We start from the raw sequence: 24341 nt of genomic DNA on the forward strand, positions 1-24341 counted from the left end.
CGTCGTAGACGGGTCGCGACGGGCGCTGGCACCCGAAAAAGACACGAATTCGCTGGTCGGAGACACCGGCGGCCCGGGGCATACGATGGAGTGCATGAGCGACACGATCCGCGTCAGTCTCGCCCAGATCACCAGTGGCGAACACCCCGCCGAGAACCTCGAACTCATCGACACTCATGCCCGGGCAGCCGCGCACGCCGGCTCGGACCTCGTGGTGTTCCCGGAGGCGACGATGCGATGCTTCGGCGGGCCGATACGCAAGTTCGCACAACCCCTCGACGGCGAATGGGCCAACGCTGTGCGTGACATCGCGTCCGCCACCGGCATCACCGTCGTCGCCGGAATGTTCACGCCCGCTGCAGAGGACAGGGTGACCAACACCCTGCTCGTGACCGGCCCCGGAGTCGATGCGAGCTACGACAAGATTCACCTGTTCGACGCCTTCGGATTCGCCGAATCCGATACCGTCGCACCGGGTTCGGAGCCCCTCGTGGTCGACATCGCCGGAGTTCGAGTGGGCTTCGCAACCTGCTACGACATTCGATTCCCGGCTCTGTTCCAGAAGCTCGGCGACCTCGGCGCGGAACTCGTCGTCGTTCCGGCATCGTGGGGATCGGGAGACGGCAAGATCGAACAGTGGACCCTGCTCGCACGGGCACGCGCGTTGGATTCGACGACCTTCATCGCAGCCTGCGACCAGGCCGAACCCGCTGCCGCCGAAGGTAATGCACCATTGGGCGTGGGACACAGCATCGTCTGCTCGCCCACCGGCGAGATCCTCGGTCAACTGGACGCGACCCCCGGAATGCTGACCATCGACATTCACACCGAACTGGTCGACGCCGTGCGGAAAACTCTCCCGGTGTTGAAGAACCGCAAGCACTTCGACGCCTGATGCTGACGCGAACTCGAAGTTATGGATGGATTCCGGCCGAAATACGTCCATAACCTCGAACTCGACGCGCGCACTCGGCCGTCACGCAGCGAGATCGCAGTTGTGCAGCCAAAAGTGGCCATATCGCCTGCGTAAGTGCGAACTCGGCGCAGTGGCACCAACAACAACGCCGCCGAACCCCAATGGGAGCCGGCGGCGTTGTTGTTCAGCGAAAGCTAGCGGGAGCTGACGTCCTGGTAGTCGCGCTCGGTGTAGCCGGTGTAGATCTGGCGCGGACGGCCGATCTTGCCGGTCGTGTCCTCGTTCTGCTCGCGCCAGTGCGCGATCCAGCCCGGGAGACGGCCCATCGCGAACAACACCGTGAACATGCGCGGCGGGAAGCCCATCGCGCGGTAGATCAGGCCGGTGTAGAAGTCCACGTTGGGGTAGAGCTTGCGCTCGACGAAGTAGTCGTCGGTCAACGCGGTCTCTTCGAGCTTGAGGGCGATCTCGAGCAGCTCGTCGCCGTTGCCCAGCTTGCCGAGGATCGTGTGTGCAGTTTCCTTGACCAGCGTCGCGCGCGGATCGAAGTTCTTGTACACCCGGTGTCCGAAGCCCATGAGCTTGACGCCGTCTTCCTTGTTCTTCACTCGACGCAGGAAGTCGGTGGCGTCGCCGCCCTCGGCCTTGATCTTGTCGAGCATCTCGAGCACGGCCTGGTTGGCTCCGCCGTGCAGCGGGCCCCACAGTGCGTTGATGCCGCCGGAGATCGAGGTGAACAGGTTGGCCTGCGAGGATCCGACGAGCCGGACCGTCGACGTCGAGCAATTCTGCTCGTGATCGGCATGCAGGATGAGCAGCATGTCGAGTGCCTTGACGATCTCGGGGTCGACCTCGTACGGCTCGGCCGGGAAGCCGAAGGTGAGGCGAAGGAAGTTCTCGACCAGACTCTTCGAGTTGTCCGGGTACAGGAACGGCTGCCCGACGGACTTCTTGTAGGCGTACGCCGCGATGGTCGGCAGCTTGGCCAGCAAGCGGATGGTCGAGAGTTCGACCTGCTCCGGGTCGTTGGGGTCGAGCGAATCCTGGTAGTACGCCGACAGCGCGTTGACGGCGCTCGACAGCACCGGCATCGGATGCGCGTTACGCGGGAAGCCGTCGAAGAACCGCTTGAGGTCCTCGTGCAGCAGAGTGTGCCGACGGATCTTGTCGGTGAACTTCTCGAGCTCGACCTCCGACGGCAGCTCTCCGTAGATCAGCAGGTAGCTGACCTCGATGAACGACGACTTGCCCGCGAGCTGTTCGATCGGGTATCCGCGGTAGCGCAGGATGCCTGCGTCGCCGTCGATGTAGGTGATGGCCGACTTGGTCGACGCGGTGTTGACGAACCCGCCGTCCAACGTCGTGTAGCCGGTGGTGGCCAGCAACTTCCCCAGTTCGATGCCGTTGTTGCCCTCGGAGGCCTCGGCAATCGACATGGAGTATTCGCCACCGGGATAGGTGAGGGTGGCTTTGGCATCATTCTCAGCGGGCACGAATGGTCCCTCTCGAACTCGTGTAACGGACACGTACTTGAAGCGGACAGTTCTAACGTCGATAGTGAAACTAGTCTCTCGACGCCTCGGACGCCCAGGGAGGGTCGGCACCGGGGCGCGAAACCGTGATTGCCGCTGCCTTCGCAGCGAACTCGAGCGCTGATTGCCAATCTTGCTTGCTCATCTGTTTCACCGCGTTCGATGTGATAATGCTCTCCTTCTGCAAAAAGCTCAGCAGAGCCCCGTGCACGGTGTCACCAGCGCCGATCGTGTCGACGACGTCGACGGCCACACCCGGAACAGATGTTTCCTCGGCTGCCACGATTCCCGAGGCCGAGTTCTGCTCGGGGGCGGTGAAGACCGAGATGCCGTCGCCGCCGCGGGTCATCACCACCGCGGTGACCCCTGCCGCGAGCCAGTCGTCGACGGTGGTGCCCTGGGTTCCGAGCCCCAGCCAATGCGAGTCGTCCTCGGACACCTTGAGAATGTCGATGCTGGGCAGCCACGAGCGAAAACGATCGCGGAAGCCGTCGGCGGTGATGTCACCACTGGTGCTGTCGATGGCAGCGGGGCGAATGTTCGGGTCGAGCATCGTGAGCTTGCCCGCGGCCCGAGCGCGGTGCAGCAGGCCCGCGTACATCGACGCGCCGGGCTCGTAGAGCAGCGACAGTGTGCCGAACGAGAGCACGCTGATCTCGTCCGGCAGGTCGCCGGGATCGGCCACCAGGCGGTCGGCAGTGCCGTCGGCGTAGAACGAGTACTCGGCGCTGCCGTCCTCGGCGAGGGTGGTCATCGCCAACGTCGTCGGCTCGTCGCCGCGCTGCACCCACGACACGTCGACGCCCGCGTCGCGCAGACTCGCCAGAATCTGCTCGCCGAACGGGTCGCGGGAGATCCGCGAGAGGTACGCGACGGGCGAACCCAGTCGACGGATCGCAACGGCGACGTTGAACGGTCCGCCGCCGAGTTTGGGCGAGAGCAGCGGGCCCTCGTGCACCGGAACCAGATCGACCAATGCTTCACCGCACACCAGAATCGTCACTTCTCGTACCTCATTCCCCAGGTGCCGGACCAGGTTTGCCCTGGTTCGAGCACGATCAGATCGATCTCGGAATTCAACGCATCGGGCGGGCAGGTCATCGGCTCGATCGCCAGCGCTCGTCCCCGATCGGGATAGGCCTGATCGTTGGCGGGATCGGCGGTGAACACCTGGACCCAACCGAAGCTGCTGTCGGTCCACAGCACGGTCGCAGTGCCGTCGGGACCACGCAGAACATGGTTCGCACGACCGTCGGCGTCGGGTAGCGACGCACTGAACGGAGTGTCGAGCTGTACGCCCTCCAGGCTTCGCGGCTGCCGGAAGTCGTACTCGGTATCGGCCGTCGGCACCGAGTTGCCCACCGGCAGATTGCGCACCGGATCGAGCGGCAGCCGCGTCCCGGCAGAGAGCTCGACCGTGCACTCGTCGAGCGGCACATCCCCCACCCGGACGAAGGTGTGAAACCCCATCCCGAACGGTGCCGCGGAATCACCGGCATTTTTCGCCGACGCGGTGACGGTGAGACCGTCCGCCGACAACTCGTGCACCACGGTGACCGTCACCGAGAACGGCCAACCCGGATGCACCCCGATGTCCACGCTCTGCTCGACGCGACTGTCCGTGTGCTCCACGAGAGTCCACGCCACGCGTCGGACGAATCCGTGGCTGGCGTTGTTCCGCGAAGGCTCGGTGATCTCCAACCGATGCTCGACGCCTTCGAAGGAGAACGTCCCGTCGGCCGTCCGGTTGGGCCACGGGGCCAACACCAGCCCCGCCGACAGCGGCGGCTTGCTGCCGGCCTCCCAGGTTTCGGTGAGCGCAGCGCCGTCGTACTCGAGAACCCGCAGGCCCGCTCCGACGGCAGCGATGTCTGCCCGATATTTGCCGCTCGTCAACGAGTAGGTCTGTGCGTCAGCCATGAGAGCCATTCTTTACTACGACACCCACTCGGTAGCGGATGAATGCCGGGAGAGCCAGCGCAGCGATCGAAACACCGATGACGACCAGCACGCCGCCGCCGGCCGCAGCAGCTGCTGTCCCCACCGACGCGGCTGCGGCCCCGTGCAGCACGTCGCCGATGCGAGGCCCTCCCGCGACGACGACGATGAAGACACCTTGCAGCCGGCCACGCATCTCGTCGGTCGCAACGGTCTGCAGCATCGTGCTGCGGAACGCCGCGGAGATCATGTCGGCTCCACCGCCGAGGGCCAGGAACGCCAATGCGAACCAGAGGGCGACGGTGGTGGCCCCGTCGGTGGCCGCGCCGACGGCCAGACCGAAGCCGATCATCGCCACGCCCCACACGACGATGCAGATCAGCACCGCGAGGCCTTGCCTGCGCACTCGCGGCAGCCAGCCGGAGAACACTCCACCCACCACAGCGCCCGCGGACATCGCTGCGAACAGCATGCCCAGAACCGGACCGCCCGACGCCGGATCGCCGAAGCTCTCGTGCGCGATCTGCGGGAAGAGCGCCCGGGGCATACCGAACACCATCGCGATGATGTCGACGACGAACGAGGCCAGCAACACCTTCTGGGTGGCGAGGTAGGCGAAACCGTCGAACACCGAACGCAATCCAGCGCGCTGACCCGACTTCGCCGGCGGAATCCCCGGCAGCCGGATCACGGCCCACAGGGTGGCGAACAGTGCGATGGTGTCGATCAGGTACAGGGTCTCGAGCCCGATGTAGTAGATGAGGATGCCTGCACTGAGCGGTCCGGCGATAGCACCGAAGTTGAACACCGTCATGTTCAGCGAGTTCGCGGCCGGCAGCTGCTCGGCCGGCAGGATTCGCGGGAGAATCGCGCTGCGCGTCGGCTGATTCACTGCGAAGAACGCCTGCTGAACGGCCAACAGCACCAGGATGATCCACACATTGTTCAGGTCCAGAAACGCCTGCAACCAGAACAGAGCCGACGTTCCGATCAGGCCGCAGGTGGTGATCATCAACAGGGTGCGACGGTCCATCACATCGGCCAGCGCCCCGCCCCACAGACCGAACACGATGAGCGGCACCAGCGCGAAGACACCGGTCAGACCCACGTAGGCCGAGCTCAGCGTGATCTGAAAAACCTGTTGCGGCACAGCGACGATGGACAGCTGCGCCCCGATGACGGTGATGATGTTCGCCAACCACAACCGCTTGTAGGCGGGAGTCTTCAGCGGAGTCGTGTCGGCGAGGATGCCGCGCAACCCACTCACGGTTGCAGACGCTCGATCACACCGCTTGCCACCGTCAGGCGAATTCGATTGTGCATACGGCTCGTTCGGCCCTGCCAGAACTCGACCGTCTCCGGTTCGACGCGAAAGCCGCCCCAGTTCGGCGGCACCGGTACCTCGATACCGTCGAACGTCGCGGTGACCTCGGCCAGACGCGCAGCCAGGTCTTCCCGCGAGCCGATGGGACGCGACTGCTCGGACGCCCATGCCCCCAGCTGCGAGCCGCGGGGCCGCGTGCGCCAGTACGTTTCGGTGGTCTCGGCGTCGACCTTGACCACCGCGCCGCGCACCGTGAGCTGGCGAGCAATTCCGATCCAGGGGAACGTGATCGAGGCGTACGGCGTCGCAGTGAGCGCACGGCCCTTGTCCGAGTCGTAGTTGGTGTAGAACACCACCCCGTCTGCGTCGAAGTCCTTGCACAACACGGTGCGGGTGGCGGGTCTACCCGCCTCGTCGACCGTCCCCAACACGATGGCGTTGGGCTCGGGCAGATTCGCAGCTATCGCGTCGGACAACCACTGCTGCGCCAGCGAACACCACCCGCCCGCCAGAGCATCGACATCGAGGTCCTCGGGCTCTCCGTAGTCCACCCGCATGTTCGCCAGGCGCTGTTCTTCTGCAGACACAAGCCCAGACGCTACTCCCGCGTAGATCCCGGCTATGGTTCTGACGAAGTACGCCCGGATGCGGCGCAGAGCCGGGTGCAGTTGCGACGAGGGAGTCCACAGGCCATGGCTGTTCAACGAGTTCCCGAGGATTTCGTCTCCGGTCTCGAAGGTGTCGTCGCGTTCACCTCCGACATCGCCGAGCCCGACAAGGACGGTGGCGCACTGCGGTACCGCGGTGTCGACATCGAAGAACTCGTCGCACAGAACGTCACCTTCGGCGATGTCTGGGCACTGCTCGTCGACGGAGAATTCGGGCGAGGACTCCCCCCGGCGGAACCCTTCCCGCTGCCGATTCACACCGGTGACGTCCGTGTCGACGTACAGGCGGGTCTGGCGATGCTGGCACCCATCTGGGGCTACCAGCCGATACTCGACATCGACGACTCCACCGCTCGCGACAACCTCGCTCGCGCATCGGTGATGGCCCTGTCCTACGTCGCCCAGTCCGCTCGCGGTATCTATCAGCCCGCCGTACCGCAGACCCGCATCGACGAGGCCGCGACGGTCACCGAACGGTTCATGGTCCGCTGGAAGGGTGAACCGGATCCCGCTCACGTCGCCGCCATCGACGCGTACTGGGTCTCGGCTGCCGAGCACGGGATGAACGCGTCGACGTTCACCGCGCGGGTCATCGCCTCCACCGGAGCCGACGTCGCCGCCTGCCTCTCGGGTGCCATCGGTGCGATGTCCGGGCCCCTGCACGGCGGTGCGCCCGCCCGCGTCCTGCCGATGATCGAAGAGGTCGAGAGGACCGGTGACGCACGCGCTCTCATCACCGGGATCCTGGACCGCAAAGAGAAGCTCATGGGCTTCGGACATCGCGTCTACCGCGCCGAGGACCCCCGCGCCCGCGTGCTGCGGGCAACTGCGAAGCGGCTGAACGCACCGCGCTACGAGGTTGCTGCCGCGCTCGAACAGGCCGCGCTGACCGAACTGCGTGAGCGCCGCCCCGACCGCGCCATCGAGACCAACGTCGAGTTCTGGGCTGCGGTGATTCTGGACTTCGCCGAGGTGCCGGCGCACATGATGCCCGCCATGTTCACCTGCGGTCGCACAGCGGGCTGGTGTGCCCACATCCTGGAGCAGAAGCGGCTCGGCAAGCTGGTTCGCCCGGCCGCCCTCTACACCGGCCCCGAACCCCGTACCCCCGAGTCCGTCGACGGCTGGGAGCTGATCCGGTAGTCGACGGTGTCATGACACCCGACTAGCCTGTGGATGCCATATTCCATCGACGCTAGGACGCGCTACTCCATGGCCGAATTGCCGATCATTCCCGCCGATCTCCTGCCCGCCGACGGACGCTTCGGTTGCGGCCCGTCCAAGGTTCGCCCCGAGCAGCTGCAATCCCTGGTCGACGTCGGCGCTTCCGTGTTCGGCACCAGCCACCGGCAGAAGCCCGTCAAGGACGTCGTCGGACGTGTACGCAGTGGTCTGAAGGATCTCTTCTCGCTTCCCGAGGGCTACGAGGTCGTGCTCGGCAACGGTGGCACCACCGCGTTCTGGGACGCCGCTGCGTTCGGCCTCATCCGCGAGAAGTCGTTGCACCTGACCAACGGCGAGTTCAGCTCGAAGTTCGCCTCGGTGGCCAAGAACAACCCCTTCATCGGTGATCCGATCGTCGTCAAGGCCGAGCCGGGCAGCGCGCCCGAGCCCACCTCCGACCCGTCCGTGGACCTCATCGGGTGGGCGCACAACGAGACCTCGACGGGCGTGGCCATTCCGGTCAGCCGTCCGGCCGGCTCCGAGAACGCCCTCATCGCGATCGACGCCACCTCCGGTGCCGGCGGTCTGCCGGTGAACGTCGCCGACTCGGACGTCTACTACTTCGCACCGCAGAAGTGCTTCGCCGCCGACGGTGGCCTGTGGGTGGCGCTGATGAGCCCGGCCGCACTCGAGCGCGTCAGCGAGATCGCTGCCACGGATCGATGGGTCCCGGACTTCCTGTCGCTGCCGATCGCCGTCGACAACAGCAGCAAGAACCAGACGTACAACACCCCGGCCGTGGCGACCTTGCTGATGTTCGCGGACCAGATCGAGTGGCTGAACGCGCAGGGCGGCCTCGATTGGGCCACCGGCCGCACCGCCGATTCGTCCTCACGTCTGTACGACTGGGCCGAGAAGAGCGAATTCGCGACGCCGTTCGTGACCAACCCGGATCACCGCAGCCAGGTCGTCGGCACCATCGACTTCGACGAGAAGGTCGACGCAGCCCAGGTCGCGAAGATCCTGCGCGCCAACGGCGTCGTCGACACCGAGCCGTACCGCAAGCTCGGCCGCAACCAGTTGCGTGTCGGTATGTTCCCGGCCATCGAGCCGGACGACATCACCGCACTGACCACGAGCATCGACTGGGTCGTGTCCACTCTGAGCTAGTTGGCAGCTACAACGCTCCCTTCGAGGCATCCACTTGCAATGAGTGCGCGTGGCGACCTCGAAGGGAGCGCTTGCTTGTACCGGTACCTGCTGGCACGCTGCTTTCTCCCAGACGCATCGACGTTGCCGCACAAAGCAATTGATGGAACATCGACCGAATGGGTGCAGCCGAGCCCGCAGCTGTCTACCCTCTGATAGGGAAACGATCGTCGGCACCCGCGAAGCGTGTCGAACACCCGCCGAGTACGGCGAGTGAACTAGGCTCGAATTCGACGGTATCGCGAGCCGGCGCGATGAGGAGGTCAAGGTGCGAGACTTACGTGTGGTGGGTCTCGAGGCCGACGGAAAGTTCGTCGTGTGTGCAGATCCCAAGACCGGCGACAGATTCCGGCTTCCAGCCGACGACAAGCTCCGCGCGGCCTCCCGCGGCGACATCGCTCGACTAGGACAGATTGAGATCGAAATGGACAGCTTGCTTCGGCCGAAAGAAATTCAGGCGCGCATCCGCAGCGGAGCGACCATCGAACAGGTTGCCGCCGACTCCGGAATGGCCATCAGCCGCGTCGAGGTGTTCGCGCACCCCGTGCTGCTCGAGCGCTCGCAGGCCGCTTCGATGGCTCAGGCCGGTCATCCGCTGCGCCACGACGGCCCCGCCGTGCAGACCCTGCTCGAGATCGTCACCCTCGCCTTCCGTGCTCGCGGACACAACCTCGACGACGCGGAGTGGGACGCCTGGCGCGACGAGGACAACAAATGGGTCGCGCAGTTGAAGTGGCAGGCGGGCCGCACCACCAACAAGGCGCACTGGCAGTTCCTCCCCGACGGGCACGGCGGCACCATCGCGCCCCTCGACGACACCGCACACGAACTCATCGATCCCGACTTCGGACGCCAGCTTCGCGGTCTGGCCCCGGTGCGCGCACTCGCGTCCGCCGAGGACTCGGGCGACGACGAGGCCTCACAGCAGAGCTTCGACGAGTACTACGGCACCAGCGCCGACAGCGAGATGGATGTCGAGACCATCGACGTCGAGGTGGACGCTGCGCCGACCACCGAGCCCGAGCAGCCTCGCGAACCGGCGGCCAGGGAACCCAAGCCCGCACCCAAGCCGGCTGCGGGTCACACCAGCGGCAAGGACAAGCGCGGCAAGCCGGCCATGCCGTCGTGGGAGGACGTTCTGCTCGGCGTTCGTAGCAGCGGTCACAACTGAACGTGACAGATGTGCCGCGCGGTGAAGAATCACCGACGCTCGCACCGTAGGCTTCCCAGGAGGTAACGGAGAGAGAGGTGCCGGTAGTGGGGGCCAAAGCATCAACGATCTGGTACGTGGACGCGCCGGATCCCATTTCTGTTCTCCGAGAGGCAACTACCTCGGACTGGAATGCTGCGACCGCACTTGTCGGGCGTCTGTACCCCCACCTGACGGCCGTGCCCCTCGGACAGGGCCCGATATCGACCTCGGCAGGCGTGGACGACGATCACGTCTTCATCGGCTGCTACCCCGGCGTGACCGTGGTGTGTGGATCCAATCTCGCGGTGCCCACGCCGTCGACGCTCCCCGAATCCTTCACTCGCCCTCTGGCATCCGAGCACACCTATCTCGTCGCCTCGGATCCCCAACACGCCTGGGGAGCATTCGCCTACTGGGAGCGCGGTGAATTCCGCCGCTCCTTCAGCGCCACACCGGTGTACATCTACGAGGACTCGGGCCTGCCCCTGGTGTGGGAAAGATCCTTCTGGGCCGGTGAGCATCCACTGATCTATCCCCCCGGCGTGATGCCGGATCCGCAATCGCTCCCGTTCCATCCGCAGGAATTCGCCGAGGCCGCCAACGCCGAGTGGCTCGGATTCCGCTACACCGGGGCACCGCACGCGGACGAATTCGATCCGGACACCCTGCCGGTCTGCGGATTCACGATGTACGTTCCTGGGCAAGAACCGCCGCCACCGAACCAGCAGAGCTCCAACGGCCGGGGCGCACAGGAACCGATGCCCGGTGCCCCCGATGAGCAGGCACCGCGGCCGAAGAAGCGTTGGTTCTCGCGCAAATAGTGGCTCGGGTGGGCACAGTTGCACACAACGATCGCCTGTCGACGGGTTTCCGCCGATTGTCGACGGTAGTGCGCAACCCTGCCCGCATCGGGTGCCCGGCGAACGTCAGAACGCCAGCGCCGCCAATGCCACGAAGCTCAGGATGGAACCGATACCGGCTCCGTACACAGCCCAGCGCCACACCGGGGTCACGAGCCATCGCATGACCGTCGGCGCGGCACCCGCGACAACGATGATGTTCAGACCGATCGCGAGCAACGGATGAATTCTGGCCAGCTCCAGACCGAACGCTGTCAGGGCCACTCCCACGAGCGCCGCCGAGATCACAGCGATCGGGATTCCGGTCCAACGCACACTCGCGTCGTGATCGATCACGTCAACCGCACGCGTTCGTAGAACCCCATCGCCGCAGCCGTCGCCACGTTGAGCGAATCGGTGCCAGGCGCCATAGGAATGCGCGCGCGAATGTCCGTGGCGCGCATGGCATGTTCGGTCAGACCCGGGCCCTCCGCACCGAGCAGCAGGGCAACCTTCTCCCCCGTCATCGCCGCAGCCAGCGACACCGCCTCCGGGTTGGGCGTCAGCGAGATCAGCTGAAAGCCGTGCGCGCGTACGCGATCGAGGCCGCGCGGCCACTCGGGCACCTTCGCGAACGGCACACGGAGCACATGCCCCATCGACACCCGTACCGACCGTCGGTACAGCGGATCCGCGCACGCGGCTCCGAACAGCACTGCGTCCACCCCGAGCCCTGCCGCGTTGCGGAACATCGACCCGAGATTCTCGTGATCGTTGACGCCCTCGAGAATCGCCACCGTCTTCGCGTCGGCCAGCACCTCGTCCAGTTCCAGCGCGGGCGGCCTGTTGGCCGCCGCCAACACCCCGCGATTGAGATGGAACCCGACGACCTCGGCCATCACCTCCGCCGACGTCCGGTAGAACGGGACGTCGGAATCTGCCAGATCATCGCGCAAGGCGTCGAGCCGTCGATCCACACCGAGCAGGCTGATCATCGGGAAACGCGAGGTCAACAGACGCTGTGCAACCAACACGCCCTCGGCGATCACCAAGCCCTTGCCCTCGGGCAGGTCGGGCCGCCTGTCCGACGAGTTGAGATCACGAAAGTCGTCCAGTCGCAGGTCCGATGGGTCGTCGATATCGATTACATGCACCACCCGCTCATCTTGTCACCCGGCATTTCTGGCAGTCCCTCGGCGAACCACAACCCCTGTGTGGAAAAGTTATGAGCGATGACTACCGACGAATCGATCACTATCCGTACCGCCACCGACGACGACTGGGATGCCGTCGCGCTGCTCGACGCCCATGCATTCGGCGAGCACCAGAACGCCGAGGACCTGGCCGAGACGCAGATCCTGACCCAGTCCGAGCACGTGTACCTGGCGTGGGACGGCGAGACCCCGGTGGGTGTGGCCATGCACTTCCCGATGTCGGTCACCGTTCCCGGTGGTGCGCAGGTCGAGGCGTCCGGAGTCTCCTGGGTGTCGGTCGCGCCGACGCATCGTCGACGCGGCATCCTGCGATCGATGTTCACCCAGCAGCACCGCGCGCTGAACGACGCGGGCGCACCCCTCTCGCTGCTCACCGCCAGCGAGGCGACGATCTACGGACGCTTCGGCTACGGACCGGTGACCGAGGAGATCAGCGTCTCGATCGACCGTCGATTCGCGCAGTTCCGCAAGGACGCGCCCCCGGCAACCGGTGTACGACTGATCGAATCGGCCGAGGCCACCGAACTGCTCCCCGACATCTACCATCGCTGGCAGCAGCAGACCGCAGGCGCGCAGCCCAAGCCGCCGATCCGCTGGGAGCGATTCTTCGCCGACCGTGAGAACCGACGCGGCGGGCTGACGGCTCTGTTCTTCATCGCCCATCCCGACGGCTACGTCGCCTATCGGCGCGGACGCAACCCGAGCCGAGTGGTGGTGGAGGAATTCATCGCGGTGACCGACGACGCGTACGCCGCGCTGTGGCAGATCTTGGTGGGGGTCGACCTGGTCGACACCATCGAGGTACGGCAGGCACGGGACGAAGCACTTCCGTTCCTGCTGACCAACAATCGGCTACCGAAGGTCACCGCGCATCACGACGCGCTGTGGGGCCGCATCATGCACGTCGAGGCAGCGTTGGAGGCTCGCACCTACGCACTCGACACCTCGCTGATCATCGCTGTGCGAGATCCCTTCCTCGATGCGGGCGGCACCTACTCGCTGACCGTGACCGACGGCCGAGCCACCTGTACCCGGGTGGAATCCGAGCCGGACATCGAACTCGACATCGACGTGCTGGCCAGCATCTACTTCGGCACCCATCGGGCCCGACTGTTCGCCGCAGCCAACCGCCTCACCGCCCGCAACGAAGAATCGCTGCATGCACTCGACCTGACGTTCGGAACTGCGCGCCCGGCCGTCATGGGTTGGGGTTTCTAGAGCCGTTCGGCGCATCGAGCGCTGACGCCGAGCCACCTCGCATCCAGAGAGCGGCACACAGCGTCACCGCGATCAGCGCGGTCATGTACGCGATGAATTCGATGCTGTGCCGACTGCTCGTGGCGTGATAGATCAACGGTGCTGTTCCGCCGAAGAGCGAGTTCGCCACCGCGTAGCCGAAGCCGACGCCGAGCGCACGGATGTGTGCGGGAAACACTTCGGCTTTGGCGATGCCGTTCACCGACAGGTAGCACGTCAGAACGACGAACGCCGACACCAGGATGACGAGGACCACCGGTGGGGACGTCACCCGAGTGGTCGCCACCAGCAGCGCCCCGGTACCCGAGATCCCCAGTGCCCCGAAGGCGATGAGTAGCGACTTTCTCCCGATTCGGTCGCTCAGTGCGCCGCCGATGGGTTGTAGCACCATCAGCACCACGAAGGCGGCAAGTACGACAGCGGTCGCCGTGAGCTCTCCCCTGTCACCGTCCGCGGCGAAGAACGTCTCGCGCACGATCGAGGGAACCGTGACTGTGTAGGTGTAGAACGCCGCGCTACCTCCCGCGGTCAGCAGGAACACCCAAGTCAACGGACGCCAGTGATCGCGAAACAGCGCTCCCATCGTGGCGTCCTGGGGTGCCGTCGGTTGTCGCGGGGCGCGATCGAGCCCGCGCGCCCACCACAGCGACGCCAGACCGGCCGCACCTCCCACAGCGAACGCGAGGCGAAAACCCCACTCCGAGATTGCCGCTCGGTCGGTGCTCGCGAGCAGCACGAGTAAGCACGTCTGCGCGAGCACGAGGCCGCCGACGATGGTCGCGGCCTGAAACGAGGCGAAGAATCCGCGATGACCGCGCGTGCCGGACTCGGAGAGCAGCACCGTCGCCGCCGCATATTCGCCACCGGTGGCGATGCCCTGGACGATGCTCACGACCGCGAGGATCACCGCCGCCCAGGCACCGATCGCGTGGACCGTGGGAGTGACCGCCAACGCAACCGATCCGGCCGACATCAACGTGACTGCCGCGACGAGCGCGAACTGTCGTCCTCGCACGTCCGCGAGCCTGCCGAACAGCCACGATCCGAGCGGGCGTACGACGAAGGTCAGTGCGAAGAGTCCGTAGACGTACACGAGTGAATCGGTCGAGGCAGGATCGAAGAACTCGGTCCGAAAGTACGGCGCGAACGTCGCGTAGAGGTACAGGTTGAACCACTGCACGAGGTTCGGCACCGAGCCCGACAGAATGACGCGCATCTGCTTACGACGTTCGGAGCTCGCCGACTCGGTGCGATTCACGAGCTGAAAGTACCCGAACACGTGCGTTCACGCAGGTGAGCTGTTTATCCCACCACACCGTGAGTGAATGCGAAGTGCACGGCCTGAGCCCGGTCACGTAATTGTGCCTTGGCGAACAGATGATTGATATGCGTTTTGACCGTCGCCTCGCTGACGAACATCTGCTGAGCGATCTCCCGGTTCGAGAGGCCGGCGGCGATCGCGCGTAAGACCTCCACCTCGCGTGGCGTCAACCCGGCCGGGACAGCCTTTGTCCGGGGCGCTTCGACGGCGTCGAGCAACCGCGCTTGCACCTCGGGATTCAGCACGGCTTGCCCGGCGAAGGCCGCTCGCAATGCCGCCGCGATCTCCACCCGCCCGGCGTCCTTGGTGAGATAGCCGCGCGCACCGGCACCGAGAGCGTCGAGAACGGAACGCTCGTCGGAGAAGGTCGTCAGCACCACCACGGGCAGGTCGGGGAAAAGCCCCTTCAGGATTCGCGTCGCTTCGATCCCGTCGGTCCCTGGCATCCGCAGATCCATCAGGACAACGTCCACGCCCCCGATGTCCATCGCCGCCGTCACCTCGGTCACGGCGGCAGCTCCGTCCGATGCGGTGGCGACGACGGTGATGTCCTCGACCAGATCCAACATCACTGCCAGTGCCTCGCGTACCGACGCCTGGTCGTCCGCGATCACAATCCGAATGCTCATGCTCTCGCTTCCGTGTCGGACTCGGTGGGTTGTCGCAGAGGCACTTCGGCGCGCACGACCCAGCCTTGCCCGTCCGGACCTGCAGTGACCGACCCGCCCACGAGGGCCGCGCGTTCGCGCATGCCGACAAGGCCCATTCCGGTGCTCTCGACCGGTTCTGGCAGCGACGGGGCCGGACCGTTGGCCACCGAGAGTCCGACCGATCCGGCATCGAAGCGAAGTAGTACCTCGACGGCAGCGCCGGGGGCGTGGTTGCGAGTGTTGGTCATCGCCTCCTGCGCGCACCGGACCAGGAACTGGGCCTGCGGGGTATCGAGATCTCGCGGTGCGCCGTCGACACGGAAGCTCGCGTCATCACCCACGAGTGCAGCCAACGTCGGCACGAGGGGCAGCGCATCCTGACGCAAAGTCTGAACGGCACGGCGGGTTTCGGTGAGCCCTTCCCGAGCGAGACTCTGCGCCTTGCCCACTGCCGCTCTCGCCTCCTCGCCGCGGCCGGCGTCGAGCAACGCGTCGGCGACTTCGAGTTGCATGTTGACCCCGGACAGCGAGTGCGCGAGAACGTCGTGAATGTCGCGGGCGATGCGGGCCCGCTCGGCCAGGGCATGCTCGCGGAGTTCGGCATCGGTGGCGCGGCGCGCATTACGCAGCGCGTCCAGCCGACTGCGCCGTGAGTACCCGATCAGCACCGGCCAACCCGCGAACAGCCCTGCAGCCCAGGGCCATCCGTCGACACCGTTGTGCTCTGCAACCCACAGAGCGGCTGCGCACGCCACGCTGAGCGAGATCGCGAACGGGAACGAGATCGACGGCTTGAACCGCCACCCTGCATGTCCCGCGAACAGAAACGGAAACAGAGTAGCCGCAGCCGTGCCGTCCACGGCCAGGATTGCCGCAGAGGCGATCAGCGCGACACCCGCGCCGGCCAGAGAGATCCCAGGGCCGATCAACCGTCGTGGAAGCGACGAGGCCAGTAGCACCACACCGTTGACGACGAGCAGCGCGAGTACGAGCGGATTGCTCAGGTCCGAGGTGGCGAAGGCCCCGACGATCACGACGATCGCGACACACGGCCGGCTCGACAGCCGGAGGCGGTCGAGCGTGGGCAACCGTACGTCGGAGTGGGGTGCCGATGTCACCGAATCTTCGACCCTCCGCCGCGAACCCGATTGTGCATGTCGGTCAGCGTAGGCGACGTGGTGTGGTTTCCGGCCTTGTCGGCGCGCCACACGATGGTTGCGTCCAGGTGCATGGCTCGGTAGAGGACGGCGACCGACTCGGCGAGGAATCCGATGCCCACGGCCAGCATCGTGGCCTGGCCGGCGGCAGAGGCGGCAGTCGGGTCGATGACGACCTCCAAGGGAATGAGCAGAATCCGAACGGCGATGGCGGCGATCCACAGACCGATCGACGCGACGGAGTACCGCATCCACACCATCCCGTCTCGCTCGGTGATTCTGACGGTGTAACCGCGGATCACACCGAGGACGATTCCGACGACGCAGCCGAGGAGGAGGAACCCGATCGCCATGGGCGACAGGACCGTCGAGTCGAGTGTCGTCAGCCCGACGAGGGCGAGGATCGCTGGAATTATCAGCAGGCGCCGGGCTTCCATGAGCTGGCCGGTCATGCGCCGCACCAGCAGGTATCCGACCAGAAGGACTACGAGAGCAATCGTTGCGAGGTTCATGGCAGTAACGCTACGAAGATCGCGAGGGTGGCGAATCGACCCACGGGTGGAGAACGGGTGGAGAAGCCCGAGCGAGAAGGACCATGACGTTTGTCATGGCTGGACTGTGACGGTGTCACTTCAGGTCATGATGCGCTGCACTGTTTTCGGTGGTTCGGGCGCAGCAGACTCGTAGTCATGAAGCAACCAGACGAAGGAAACCTGTTCACCGATCTGATGGAGCTCGGACCGGCTCCGACGATGGCGCGTGAGATCGTCGTCATCGTCATCAGCATCGCCATTGTCGCCGTGCTGTTCGCGATCGTCGGTACGTCGCTTCCGGCGTTCGTCGCACTCGGCGTCATCGTCGCCTTCATGGGTGTCCGGTTCGTCATCGGAATGCGCCACTGGGGGAAGCAATCATGACCATTATCGATGTCGACGGAATGACTCGACGCTACGGTTCGGGTAAGAACGCATACGACGCCGTCAAAGCTCTCGATCTGCACATCGCCGAGGGCGAGCTGTTCGGATTGCTGGGCACCAACGGTGCGGGCAAGACCTCCACTCTCGAAGTGATTCAGGGTCTTTCGCGGCCCAGCAAGGGCACGGTCAGGATCATGGGAATGGACCCTGTGTCCGATCGTCGCAAGGTCCGACCCTCTCTGGGCATCATGCTGCAGAAGGGCGGCCTGCCACAGGATCTGACGACCGCCGAGAGCCTGCGGATGTGGGCAGGTACCTGCAGCAATCCGCTGCCGGTGGCGGACGTGCTCGAACGCGTCGACCTGGCCGATCGCGCCGATACCCGGGTGAAGTTTCTCTCCGGTGGCGAGCAGCGCAGACTGGATCTGGCCTGCGCCATCATCAGCCGTCCGCGAGTGCTGTTCCTGGACGAACCGACTACCGGACTCGACCCCGAAAGTCGCCGCAACACATGGCGTTTGATTCAGGAGCTGAAGAACTCGGGGGTGACGATCATGCTCACGACGCACTACCTGGACGAGGCCGAGTCTCTCTGTGACCGGTTGGCGATCATGCACCGCGGCACAGTCGTTCGCAGCGGAACGGTGGACGAGGTGGTTGCCGACCACCCCGCGAAGATCGAACTGACAGCCCCCGGTACGGCGCTGCCGACGTTGCCCGGTACGTCCGTCGACGTCTCGGGGGAAACCATCTCGATTCAGACGTCGTCGGTGCAGGACACCTTGACCGATCTGTTGCTGTGGGCTCGACACAACGGGGTGACACTGCACGGTCTCGACGCCCGCGCGGCGTCGCTGGAAACCGTGTTCCTTTCCATCGCAGACGAATTCGACAATACGGACGTTACAGACCAGAAGGTGATGAGCGCATGAGCACGATGACCGCCCTGTCGCGAGCAGAGTTCACACTGCTCGGACGCAATCGAGTACTACTGTTCAACGCGATCGTCATGCCGTTGATCTTCCCCATCGCGCTGCTGATCATCGGCAGCCGCGGCGACGACGGATTGACCGATGCAGGTGTCGGAGCTGCACTCGAGATCTTCGCACTGTTCCTGCTGGTGTTCATGGTGTACTACAACATGCTTTCGGTCTATGCCACGCGACGAGACGAGTTGGTACTCAAGCGACTTCGCACCGGAGAGAGTTCGGACGTTCAGATTCTGCTCGGGCCGGCGGTACCATCGTTCATCCTCACCGTGGCACTGGGCCTGATCGTCGGAGCAGTGGTTCTGGCCTTCGGTGGCCCGGTTCCTACCAACGCACTGCTCGTCGCGGTGGCCCTCCTCGGTGGAGCGGCTCTGTTCGCCGCACTGGCGTTGATCACGTCTGCTTTCACCCGCAATGCGGAGGCGGCGCAGATCACCAGCCTGCCGGTGATCCTGGTCGCCATGGCCGGCTCCTCTCTGCTCCGCGACGCCCTCCCGGATTCGTTCAGCAGGGTCATCGAGCTGACCCCGATGGCCGCGGTCTCGGACCTGCTCAACCTGGGTTGGTTCGGCAACACCACCGCTGGCGACGCGTCCATCGGCTTCGCTGCCACCTTCACCGAAGCCGCCATGCCTCTCACGGTGATGATCGCCTGGATTCTCGGCAGTCTGCTGATCGCCCGCACGCATTTCCGATGGGAACCGCGGTCCTAGATCACACCTCCATCGACCGTCTGCAAGGCTGGAGATCATGAAGTTGCACGAGTACCTCAATCCACTGCACGGCTGGAAAGACAGCAGTGACGTGGAGAAGGTGCGCGTCTACACCCGCCAGTCGTTCCTGACGCTCGCCGTCGCCGTCGCCGTTGCTGCGATGCTCACATCTCTGCAGCACGACGACTATCTGTCGATGGCGGCGGAAGCGGTCTGCGCCGCAGCTACTTTCGTGATCGTGCAGCGCACTCCCGCTATCGGTGGCGAGTCGAAGGCAAGTCCGCGCGTGCCCCTGGGGATCATGGCCGTCTCCGCCGTCGTGGTGGCGTTCAGCGGAGACTCGAACAACATGCTCTGGGCCGCCGCCCTCGCCACGACTGCCGTGGCAGCCCTGATCCCGTTACGGTGGTGCCTGGCGGCCGCAGCGGCAGCCGCAGTGCTTGCGGCGGCGCTGGGACGCCCTGCGATCGAAGCACTCGTGCTCGGTCTTTTCATCGCGTTTCTGGCCTCCACATTGCAACTGTCGGCATGGCTGCTGCGCATCGTCACCGAACTCGACGCCGCTCGCGACGCCGCGGCAGCACTGTCGGTCGCCGAGGAACGGCTGCGGTTCTCCCGAGATCTGCACGACGTCGTCGGACGTGCACTGTCCGCAATCGCCGTCAAGAGCGAACTCGCCGCGACACTCGCTCGTCGAGGTGACGACCGTGCTGCGGGCCAGATGGACGAGGTTCGCGCACTCGCCCAGGAATCGATGACCGACGCCAGAAAACTGGTGCGGGGGTACCGATCGGTCGATGTGGCCTCGGAACTCGACGGCGCTCGATCCCTGCTGTCCGCCGCGGGCATCACGACCGAACTCGTCGGTGAAACCTCGATCCTGAACGAACGCGCGGCCGAGGCCGCTGCCTGGGTGGTCCGTGAGGGTGTGACGAACATTCTGCGTCACTCCGCAGCCACCTACTGCCGGATAGAGCTGAGCGCCGCCAGTATCCGATTGATCAACGATCATCCCAGTGCCTCGACCGACCGCGATGACGGCACGGGCCTGAGCGGGTTGCGCGAACGTTTGGTTGCCGTCGGCGGCACCCTGAATGCGGAGAAGACCTCCGAGGAATTCACCCTCACGGCGGAGCTACCGACGGAGAACCCTAGGACCACATCATGATCCGAGTTCTACTGGCCGACGACGAGAATCTGATCCGAACTGCTCTGGCGACCATGCTCGATCTCGAGGACGACATCGAGATCGTCGGGCAGGCCGACTCCGGCGAGACAGCGTTGACCATCGCAGCCACTCTCGCCCCCGATGTGGCAGTGCTGGACCTGCAGATGGGCGGGATCGACGGCATCGAGACGGCCCAGAAGATTGCCGAAACCCTGCCGACGTGTGCGTCGATCATCGTGACCAGCCACGGTCGACCCGGCTATCTGAAGAAGGCGTTGGAGGCCGGAGTGCGCGGGTTCCTGCCGAAAACCACCTCGGCCGCCACCCTCGCCGAGGTGGTGCGCACCGTGCACGGCGGCGGACGCTACGTCGATCCGACGCTCGCTGCAGAAGCCATCGGAGCCGGGGATTCCCCGCTCACCCCGCGTGAGGCGGACGTACTCGAGTTCGCCGCCGACGGTGCATCGATAGCGGAAATCGCACAGCGCGCGCACCTGTCGCCGGGGACCACCCGCAACTACCTGTCCGCCGCCGCCGCGAAACTCGGCGCGGCGAATCGACACGAGGCCTGCGCACTGGCCCGACGCCACGGATGGATCTGAACGCGTCACACCTTGGCGGTGGCGGCCACGGTGTCGAGCGTCGGCAGCCGGTGTCCGCCGGCGGGCGGCACCACGGTGATCCGCAAGTTGTTGTGCCGCAGTAGATATACGGCCGCGAAGAGTCCCGTTGCCAGGGAGATGATGCCGCCGAACACGAGCGGGGCACGCGGATCGAGCACATCGGCGAGCCAGCCGAGGACCGGGCTGCCCAGCGGGGTTCCGCCCAGGAAGCACAGCATGTAGATACCCATCACGCGTCCGCGCATATCGGACGGCACGGACATCTGCAGAATGTTCATCGCCGACGTCGTGAAGGTCAACGTCAACGCGCCGGTAGGCACCAACAGGATCGCCACCAGAACGTAATTGGGCATCAACCCCACGAGTAGTTCGAAAATCCCGAACGCGATGACGGCACCGATGAAGAGCCGTAATCGCGGTGCCGTGGCGCGCCTGGCCGCCAGGGTCGCTCCGGCCAAGGTACCGACGGCGAGGGTGGTCGACAGCAGACCGTAGGCGTCTGCTCCGCTGCCGAACGTGTTGCGCGCCAACACCGACAGACTCAGCGGAAAGTTCAGCCCGAATGTCGAGACCATGAAGACCGTTGCCAACAGGACCCTCAGGTCGCCGCGCCCCCAGACATACCGAAAGCCCTCCCGCACCTGCCCTTTGGCGCGTGGGGCGGGTTCGACGCGGAAGAGCTGACCGACGTTCATCGCTACGAGAGCACCGAACACGGCCGCGAACGACACGGCATTGATGAGAAACACCCAGCCGGTGCCGACGAGGGTGATGAGCACTCCGGAGACGGCAGGCCCGACGATGCGGGCCATGTTGAAGGTCATGGAGTTCAACGCAATTGCGTTGGCGAGGGTCTCTTTGCCGACCATCTCGATGGTGAACGATTGCCGCACCGGCGCATCGATCGCCGACGAGCAGCCGAGGATGAAGGCGATGAGGTAGACGTGCCACAGCTCGACCATCCCCCCGACATCGAGCACACCCAGGACAAGGCCACAGACCGCGGCGAAGATCTGGGTGATCATGAGGAGCTTGCGCTTGTCGTACCGGTCCGCCAGTACCCCTCCCCAGACCGACAGGAACAGCGTCGGCCCGAATTGCAGGGCCATGACGATGCCGACGGCAAAGCCGTTGCCGCCGGACAGCGTCAGAACGAGCCAGTCCTGGGCGACCCGCTGCATCCAGGTGCCGACCAACGAGACGATCTGCCCCGAAGCCCACAATCGGTAGTTGCGAGTCTTCAGGGCGGCGAACATCGTCGAGCCGGAAGTACGGGAAGCAGGGGCCACCGTTCAAATAATAAACCTAGGTAACTACTCGGAGTCGCTGACCAATGCGCTGATGATTTTCACCGCGTCTCGAAGCGTGTCGAGCTGCTCGGGTCCGAGCCCTGCCAGCTGCGCGGTCATCCACGCCTCGCGGGCACTGGCCTCGTCGGCGATCAGCTCTCGGCCGGCCGGCGAGAGCGACACGATCACCTGACGTCCGTCGGTCGGATGCGGCGTGCGCACCACCAGACCGAGCTCGGCCAACGATGCGATCACCCGCGTCATCGACGGAGGCTGCACCCTCTCCCGCGCAGCCAACGCACCGGGAGTCATATCGCCCTCCCGGCTCAGCGTGGCCAGAGCCGACAGCTGAGTCAGTGATACTTGCGAGTCCACTCGCCTACCCCGAAGGTGGCGAGTCAGCCTCACCACCGCAAGCGACAGATCGCTTGCCAATTCCCGATTGTCTTTCACAATGTTTCCCGACGTCACAGCGCAGAGGATACGCCTTGGTACCGACCACGCATCATGTAACCGCCTCCGTGATGGGTCCGACGGCGAAATATGCGACGAACAGCAATGCGACGATCCACAGCAGGGGATGTACCGACTTCGCCCGGCCGGACCCGACGGCGAGTATCACCCAGGTGATGAAACCGACGCCGATCCCGTTGGCGATGGAGTACGTGAACGGCATGACCACGATGGTCAGAAAGGCAGGCAGCGCGTAGTCGAAGCGTCGGAAGTCGATGTCGAGTACCTGCCCGATCATCAGCGCACCCACCACGACCAGGGCCGGAGCCGCTGCTTCGATCGGAACGACGGCGGTGAGCGGAGTGAAGAACATGGCCAGCAGAAACAGCAATCCGGTGACGACGTTGGCCAGTCCGGTGCGGGCACCCTCGGCGATGCCGGACGCCGATTCCACGAACACGGTGTTCGACGACGCCGAGGCCCCACCTCCGGCGATCGCTCCCGCTCCCTCGACCACCAGCGCCTTGCCGATGTTCGGCAGTGTCCCGTCCTTGTCCAGCTCGGCTTCCTTACCCAAGCCGGTCATCGTGCCCATCGCGTCGAAGAAGTTCGCGAGCACGAGGGTGAACACCAGCAAGCTCGCGGCCAGCACGCCGATGCGCGTGAATGCTCCGAGGAGATCGACGTTGCCGACCAGCGACAGATCGGGCGACTGCACCAACTGACCCGGCAACTGCGGTACCGACAGATTCCAGCCCTTCGGGTCGACGCCGTTGGACGGACCCACATCGGTGACGGCTTCGACGATCGCCGCCAGCACCGTCGTGACCACGATGCCGATCAGCAGACCGCCGCGCACCTTGCGCACCACCAGCACACCCATCAGCAACAGCCCGAACACGAAGATCACCGTGGGCCACGACGCGATGGACCCGTCGATTCCGAGGCCGACGGGAACCGTCGTGCCTGCGGCATCGGGGATGCGGCGGACGAACCCGGAGTCGACCAGCCCGATGAAGGCGATGAACGCGCCGATGCCGGCCGCGATCGCCGCTTTGAGTTCGGCCGGGATCGCGTTGAACACCGCCGTGCGGAACCCGGTGACGGCCAGGAGCACGATGATGATGCCGTCGATGACGACGAGCCCCATGGCCTCGGGCCACGTCACCTGAGGAGCGATGGTGACGGCGAGCAGGGTGTTGATGCCCAGACCCGCGGCGATGCCGAAAGGGTAGTTCGCGATGATGCCGAAGGCGATGCTCATGAACCCGGCCACCAGCGCCGTGACGGCGGCGACCTGGGCAACCGGCAGGATGTTGCCGAGCACGTCGGTCTTGGCCGCTGCATCGTCGGCCGAGAAGCTGCCCAGAATCAGCGGATTGAGGACGACGATGTAGGCCATGGCCACGAACGTGACCACGCCTCCCCGTACCTCGGATCCGACGGTCGAGCCACGCTCGGTGATCTTGAAGTAGTTGTCGAGTAGCCGCGACGACAATTGCATGAGCGAACGATAAAGCACACCGCGAGACTTGGGGAAATATGGTGGCGTAGCGTGATTTTGTGGCCGACCTCCCCCAGATCCCGCGCAGCCTCACCGATCCCGTGCCGGTGTTGGCGATCGGCATCCTCGGGTGGATCGTGGCACTCGTGGTGTTCACGGCCACCGGAGACCGGGACGGCGACGTCCTCGCAACGTGCTGGTCCGGCATCGCGGTGGGTGCAGTAGGGTTCGGGATCTTCCTGCTGCAGAGAGCGGCGTCACGTCGCGGGAGCAGAACCGCCCAACGCGGGCTCGATTGAGACCA

General features: G+C 65.2%; 26 protein-coding genes. 12 read left to right on the forward strand and 14 right to left on the reverse strand.

Annotated features, from left to right (window positions below):
- Positions 1–94 precede the first annotated feature (94 nt).
- Complete coding sequence (locus AABD04_RS18470; protein ID WP_341442045.1) at positions 95–895, forward strand: carbon-nitrogen hydrolase family protein; 801 nt, start codon at positions 95–97, stop codon at positions 893–895.
- A 215-nt stretch (positions 896–1110) separates the two neighbouring features.
- Here the strand turns inward: AABD04_RS18470 and AABD04_RS18475 are convergent, their stop codons facing one another.
- The 5 genes from AABD04_RS18475 to pdxH form a co-directional block, all read right to left on the reverse strand.
- Entirely contained in the window at positions 1111–2409 is a 1299-nt protein-coding gene (locus AABD04_RS18475; RefSeq protein ID WP_243593777.1) for a citrate synthase, read from the reverse strand.
- Between the two features lie 70 nt (positions 2410–2479).
- A complete protein-coding gene (locus AABD04_RS18480; protein ID WP_341442046.1) occupies positions 2480–3451 on the reverse strand; it encodes a carbohydrate kinase family protein in 972 nt (323 codons plus the stop codon).
- Positions 3448–4377 carry an aldose 1-epimerase family protein gene (locus AABD04_RS18485; RefSeq protein WP_341442047.1) on the reverse strand — a complete coding sequence of 310 codons (930 nt, stop codon included), beginning with the start codon at positions 4375–4377 and terminating at the stop codon, positions 3448–3450. Before AABD04_RS18485 ends, AABD04_RS18480 begins: the two co-directional genes overlap by 4 nt.
- Positions 4361–5644: an MFS transporter gene (locus AABD04_RS18490; protein WP_341443095.1), complete on the reverse strand. Its 1284-nt coding sequence runs from the start codon at positions 5642–5644 to the stop codon at positions 4361–4363. Before AABD04_RS18490 ends, AABD04_RS18485 begins: the two co-directional genes overlap by 17 nt.
- A gap of 5 nt (positions 5645–5649) precedes the next feature.
- The gene (gene pdxH, locus AABD04_RS18495; RefSeq protein WP_335741511.1) at positions 5650–6267 is read right to left on the reverse strand and encodes a pyridoxamine 5'-phosphate oxidase; all 618 of its coding nucleotides are present in this window, start codon (positions 6265–6267) and stop codon (positions 5650–5652) included.
- Positions 6268–6402: 135 nt separating this feature from the next.
- Here pdxH and AABD04_RS18500 point away from each other — a divergent pair, with 135 nt between their 5' ends.
- The 4 genes from AABD04_RS18500 (at position 6403) to AABD04_RS18515 (ending at position 10764) form a co-directional block, all read left to right on the forward strand.
- Positions 6403–7521: a citrate synthase 2 gene (locus tag AABD04_RS18500; RefSeq protein WP_243593780.1), complete on the forward strand. Its 1119-nt coding sequence runs from the start codon at positions 6403–6405 to the stop codon at positions 7519–7521.
- A gap of 69 nt (positions 7522–7590) precedes the next feature.
- A complete protein-coding gene (gene serC / locus AABD04_RS18505; RefSeq protein ID WP_341443096.1) occupies positions 7591–8712 on the forward strand; it encodes a phosphoserine transaminase in 1122 nt (373 codons plus the stop codon).
- 307 nt (positions 8713–9019) lie between these two features.
- Positions 9020–9922 carry a septation protein SepH gene (gene sepH, locus AABD04_RS18510; protein ID WP_341442048.1) on the forward strand — a complete coding sequence of 301 codons (903 nt, stop codon included), beginning with the start codon at positions 9020–9022 and terminating at the stop codon, positions 9920–9922.
- 86 nt (positions 9923–10008) lie between these two features.
- Positions 10009–10764 (forward strand): DUF6928 family protein, encoded by a 756-nt coding sequence (locus AABD04_RS18515; RefSeq protein WP_341443097.1) that lies wholly within the window; start codon positions 10009–10011, stop codon positions 10762–10764.
- 105 nt (positions 10765–10869) lie between these two features.
- Here AABD04_RS18515 and AABD04_RS18520 read toward each other — a convergent pair whose 3' ends face one another.
- Together AABD04_RS18520 and AABD04_RS18525 are read right to left on the reverse strand one after the other, a co-directional pair.
- Positions 10870–11139, reverse strand: a complete 270-nt coding sequence (locus tag AABD04_RS18520) for a DUF2537 domain-containing protein (protein WP_243593784.1) — start codon at positions 11137–11139, stop codon at positions 10870–10872.
- Positions 11136–11939, reverse strand: coding sequence for a TrmH family RNA methyltransferase (locus tag AABD04_RS18525; RefSeq protein WP_341442049.1), 804 nt, complete (start codon positions 11937–11939; stop codon positions 11136–11138). The genes AABD04_RS18520 and AABD04_RS18525 overlap by 4 nt, the downstream gene beginning before the upstream one ends.
- Positions 11940–12014: 75 nt before the next feature.
- On the opposite strand from AABD04_RS18525, the gene AABD04_RS18530 reads away from it, so the two are divergent.
- Positions 12015–13214, forward strand: coding sequence for a GNAT family N-acetyltransferase (locus AABD04_RS18530; protein ID WP_243593786.1), 1200 nt, complete (start codon positions 12015–12017; stop codon positions 13212–13214).
- Here the strand turns inward: AABD04_RS18530 and AABD04_RS18535 are convergent.
- From AABD04_RS18535 to AABD04_RS18550, 4 genes are read right to left on the reverse strand one after another with little or no spacing between them, the layout of a single operon-like run.
- Entirely contained in the window at positions 13195–14511 is a 1317-nt protein-coding gene (locus AABD04_RS18535) for an MFS transporter (protein WP_341442050.1), read from the reverse strand. The genes AABD04_RS18530 and AABD04_RS18535 overlap by 20 nt on opposite strands.
- A 44-nt stretch (positions 14512–14555) precedes the next feature.
- Positions 14556–15203: a response regulator transcription factor gene (locus AABD04_RS18540; RefSeq protein WP_341442051.1), complete on the reverse strand. Its 648-nt coding sequence runs from the start codon at positions 15201–15203 to the stop codon at positions 14556–14558.
- Positions 15200–16342: a sensor histidine kinase gene (locus AABD04_RS18545; protein ID WP_341442052.1), complete on the reverse strand. Its 1143-nt coding sequence runs from the start codon at positions 16340–16342 to the stop codon at positions 15200–15202. The genes AABD04_RS18540 and AABD04_RS18545 overlap by 4 nt, the downstream gene beginning before the upstream one ends.
- Entirely contained in the window at positions 16339–16893 is a 555-nt protein-coding gene (locus AABD04_RS18550; RefSeq protein ID WP_341442053.1) for a hypothetical protein, read from the reverse strand. The genes AABD04_RS18545 and AABD04_RS18550 overlap by 4 nt, the downstream gene beginning before the upstream one ends.
- 177 nt (positions 16894–17070) lie before the next feature.
- Between AABD04_RS18550 and AABD04_RS18555 the strand changes: the two genes are divergently transcribed.
- From AABD04_RS18555 to AABD04_RS18575, 5 genes are read left to right on the forward strand one after another with little or no spacing between them, the layout of a single operon-like run.
- A complete protein-coding gene (locus tag AABD04_RS18555; protein WP_341442054.1) occupies positions 17071–17298 on the forward strand; it encodes a hypothetical protein in 228 nt (75 codons plus the stop codon).
- Positions 17295–18230 carry an ABC transporter ATP-binding protein gene (locus AABD04_RS18560; RefSeq protein ID WP_341442055.1) on the forward strand — a complete coding sequence of 312 codons (936 nt, stop codon included), beginning with the start codon at positions 17295–17297 and terminating at the stop codon, positions 18228–18230. The genes AABD04_RS18555 and AABD04_RS18560 overlap by 4 nt, the downstream gene beginning before the upstream one ends.
- Positions 18227–19000, forward strand: coding sequence for an ABC transporter permease (locus AABD04_RS18565; protein WP_341442056.1), 774 nt, complete (start codon positions 18227–18229; stop codon positions 18998–19000). The genes AABD04_RS18560 and AABD04_RS18565 overlap by 4 nt, the downstream gene beginning before the upstream one ends.
- Positions 19001–19037: 37 nt before the next feature.
- A complete protein-coding gene (locus tag AABD04_RS18570; protein WP_341442057.1) occupies positions 19038–20168 on the forward strand; it encodes a sensor histidine kinase in 1131 nt (376 codons plus the stop codon).
- Positions 20165–20770 (forward strand): response regulator transcription factor, encoded by a 606-nt coding sequence (locus AABD04_RS18575; protein WP_341442058.1) that lies wholly within the window; start codon positions 20165–20167, stop codon positions 20768–20770. The genes AABD04_RS18570 and AABD04_RS18575 overlap by 4 nt, the downstream gene beginning before the upstream one ends.
- A gap of 5 nt (positions 20771–20775) precedes the next feature.
- Here the strand turns inward: AABD04_RS18575 and AABD04_RS18580 are convergent, their stop codons facing one another.
- From AABD04_RS18580 to AABD04_RS18590, 3 genes are read right to left on the reverse strand one after another with little or no spacing between them, the layout of a single operon-like run.
- Positions 20776–22047, reverse strand: coding sequence for an MFS transporter (locus AABD04_RS18580; RefSeq protein ID WP_243593966.1), 1272 nt, complete (start codon positions 22045–22047; stop codon positions 20776–20778).
- Between the two features lie 57 nt (positions 22048–22104).
- Positions 22105–22533, reverse strand: coding sequence for an Rv0880 family HTH-type transcriptional regulator (locus AABD04_RS18585; protein ID WP_243593967.1), 429 nt, complete (start codon positions 22531–22533; stop codon positions 22105–22107).
- 52 nt (positions 22534–22585) lie between these two features.
- On the reverse strand, positions 22586–24037 hold the full coding sequence (locus tag AABD04_RS18590) for an NCS2 family permease (RefSeq protein ID WP_341442059.1): 1452 nt from the start codon (positions 24035–24037) through the stop codon (positions 22586–22588).
- 59 nt (positions 24038–24096) lie between these two features.
- Here AABD04_RS18590 and AABD04_RS18595 point away from each other — a divergent pair, with 59 nt between their 5' ends.
- Positions 24097–24336 carry a DUF2530 domain-containing protein gene (locus AABD04_RS18595; RefSeq protein ID WP_243593794.1) on the forward strand — a complete coding sequence of 80 codons (240 nt, stop codon included), beginning with the start codon at positions 24097–24099 and terminating at the stop codon, positions 24334–24336.
- Positions 24337–24341: the final 5 nt, after the last annotated feature.

It is taken from the genome of Rhodococcoides navarretei, from assembly GCF_038069675.1.
Lineage (GTDB): Bacteria > Actinomycetota > Actinomycetes > Mycobacteriales > Mycobacteriaceae > Rhodococcoides > Rhodococcoides navarretei.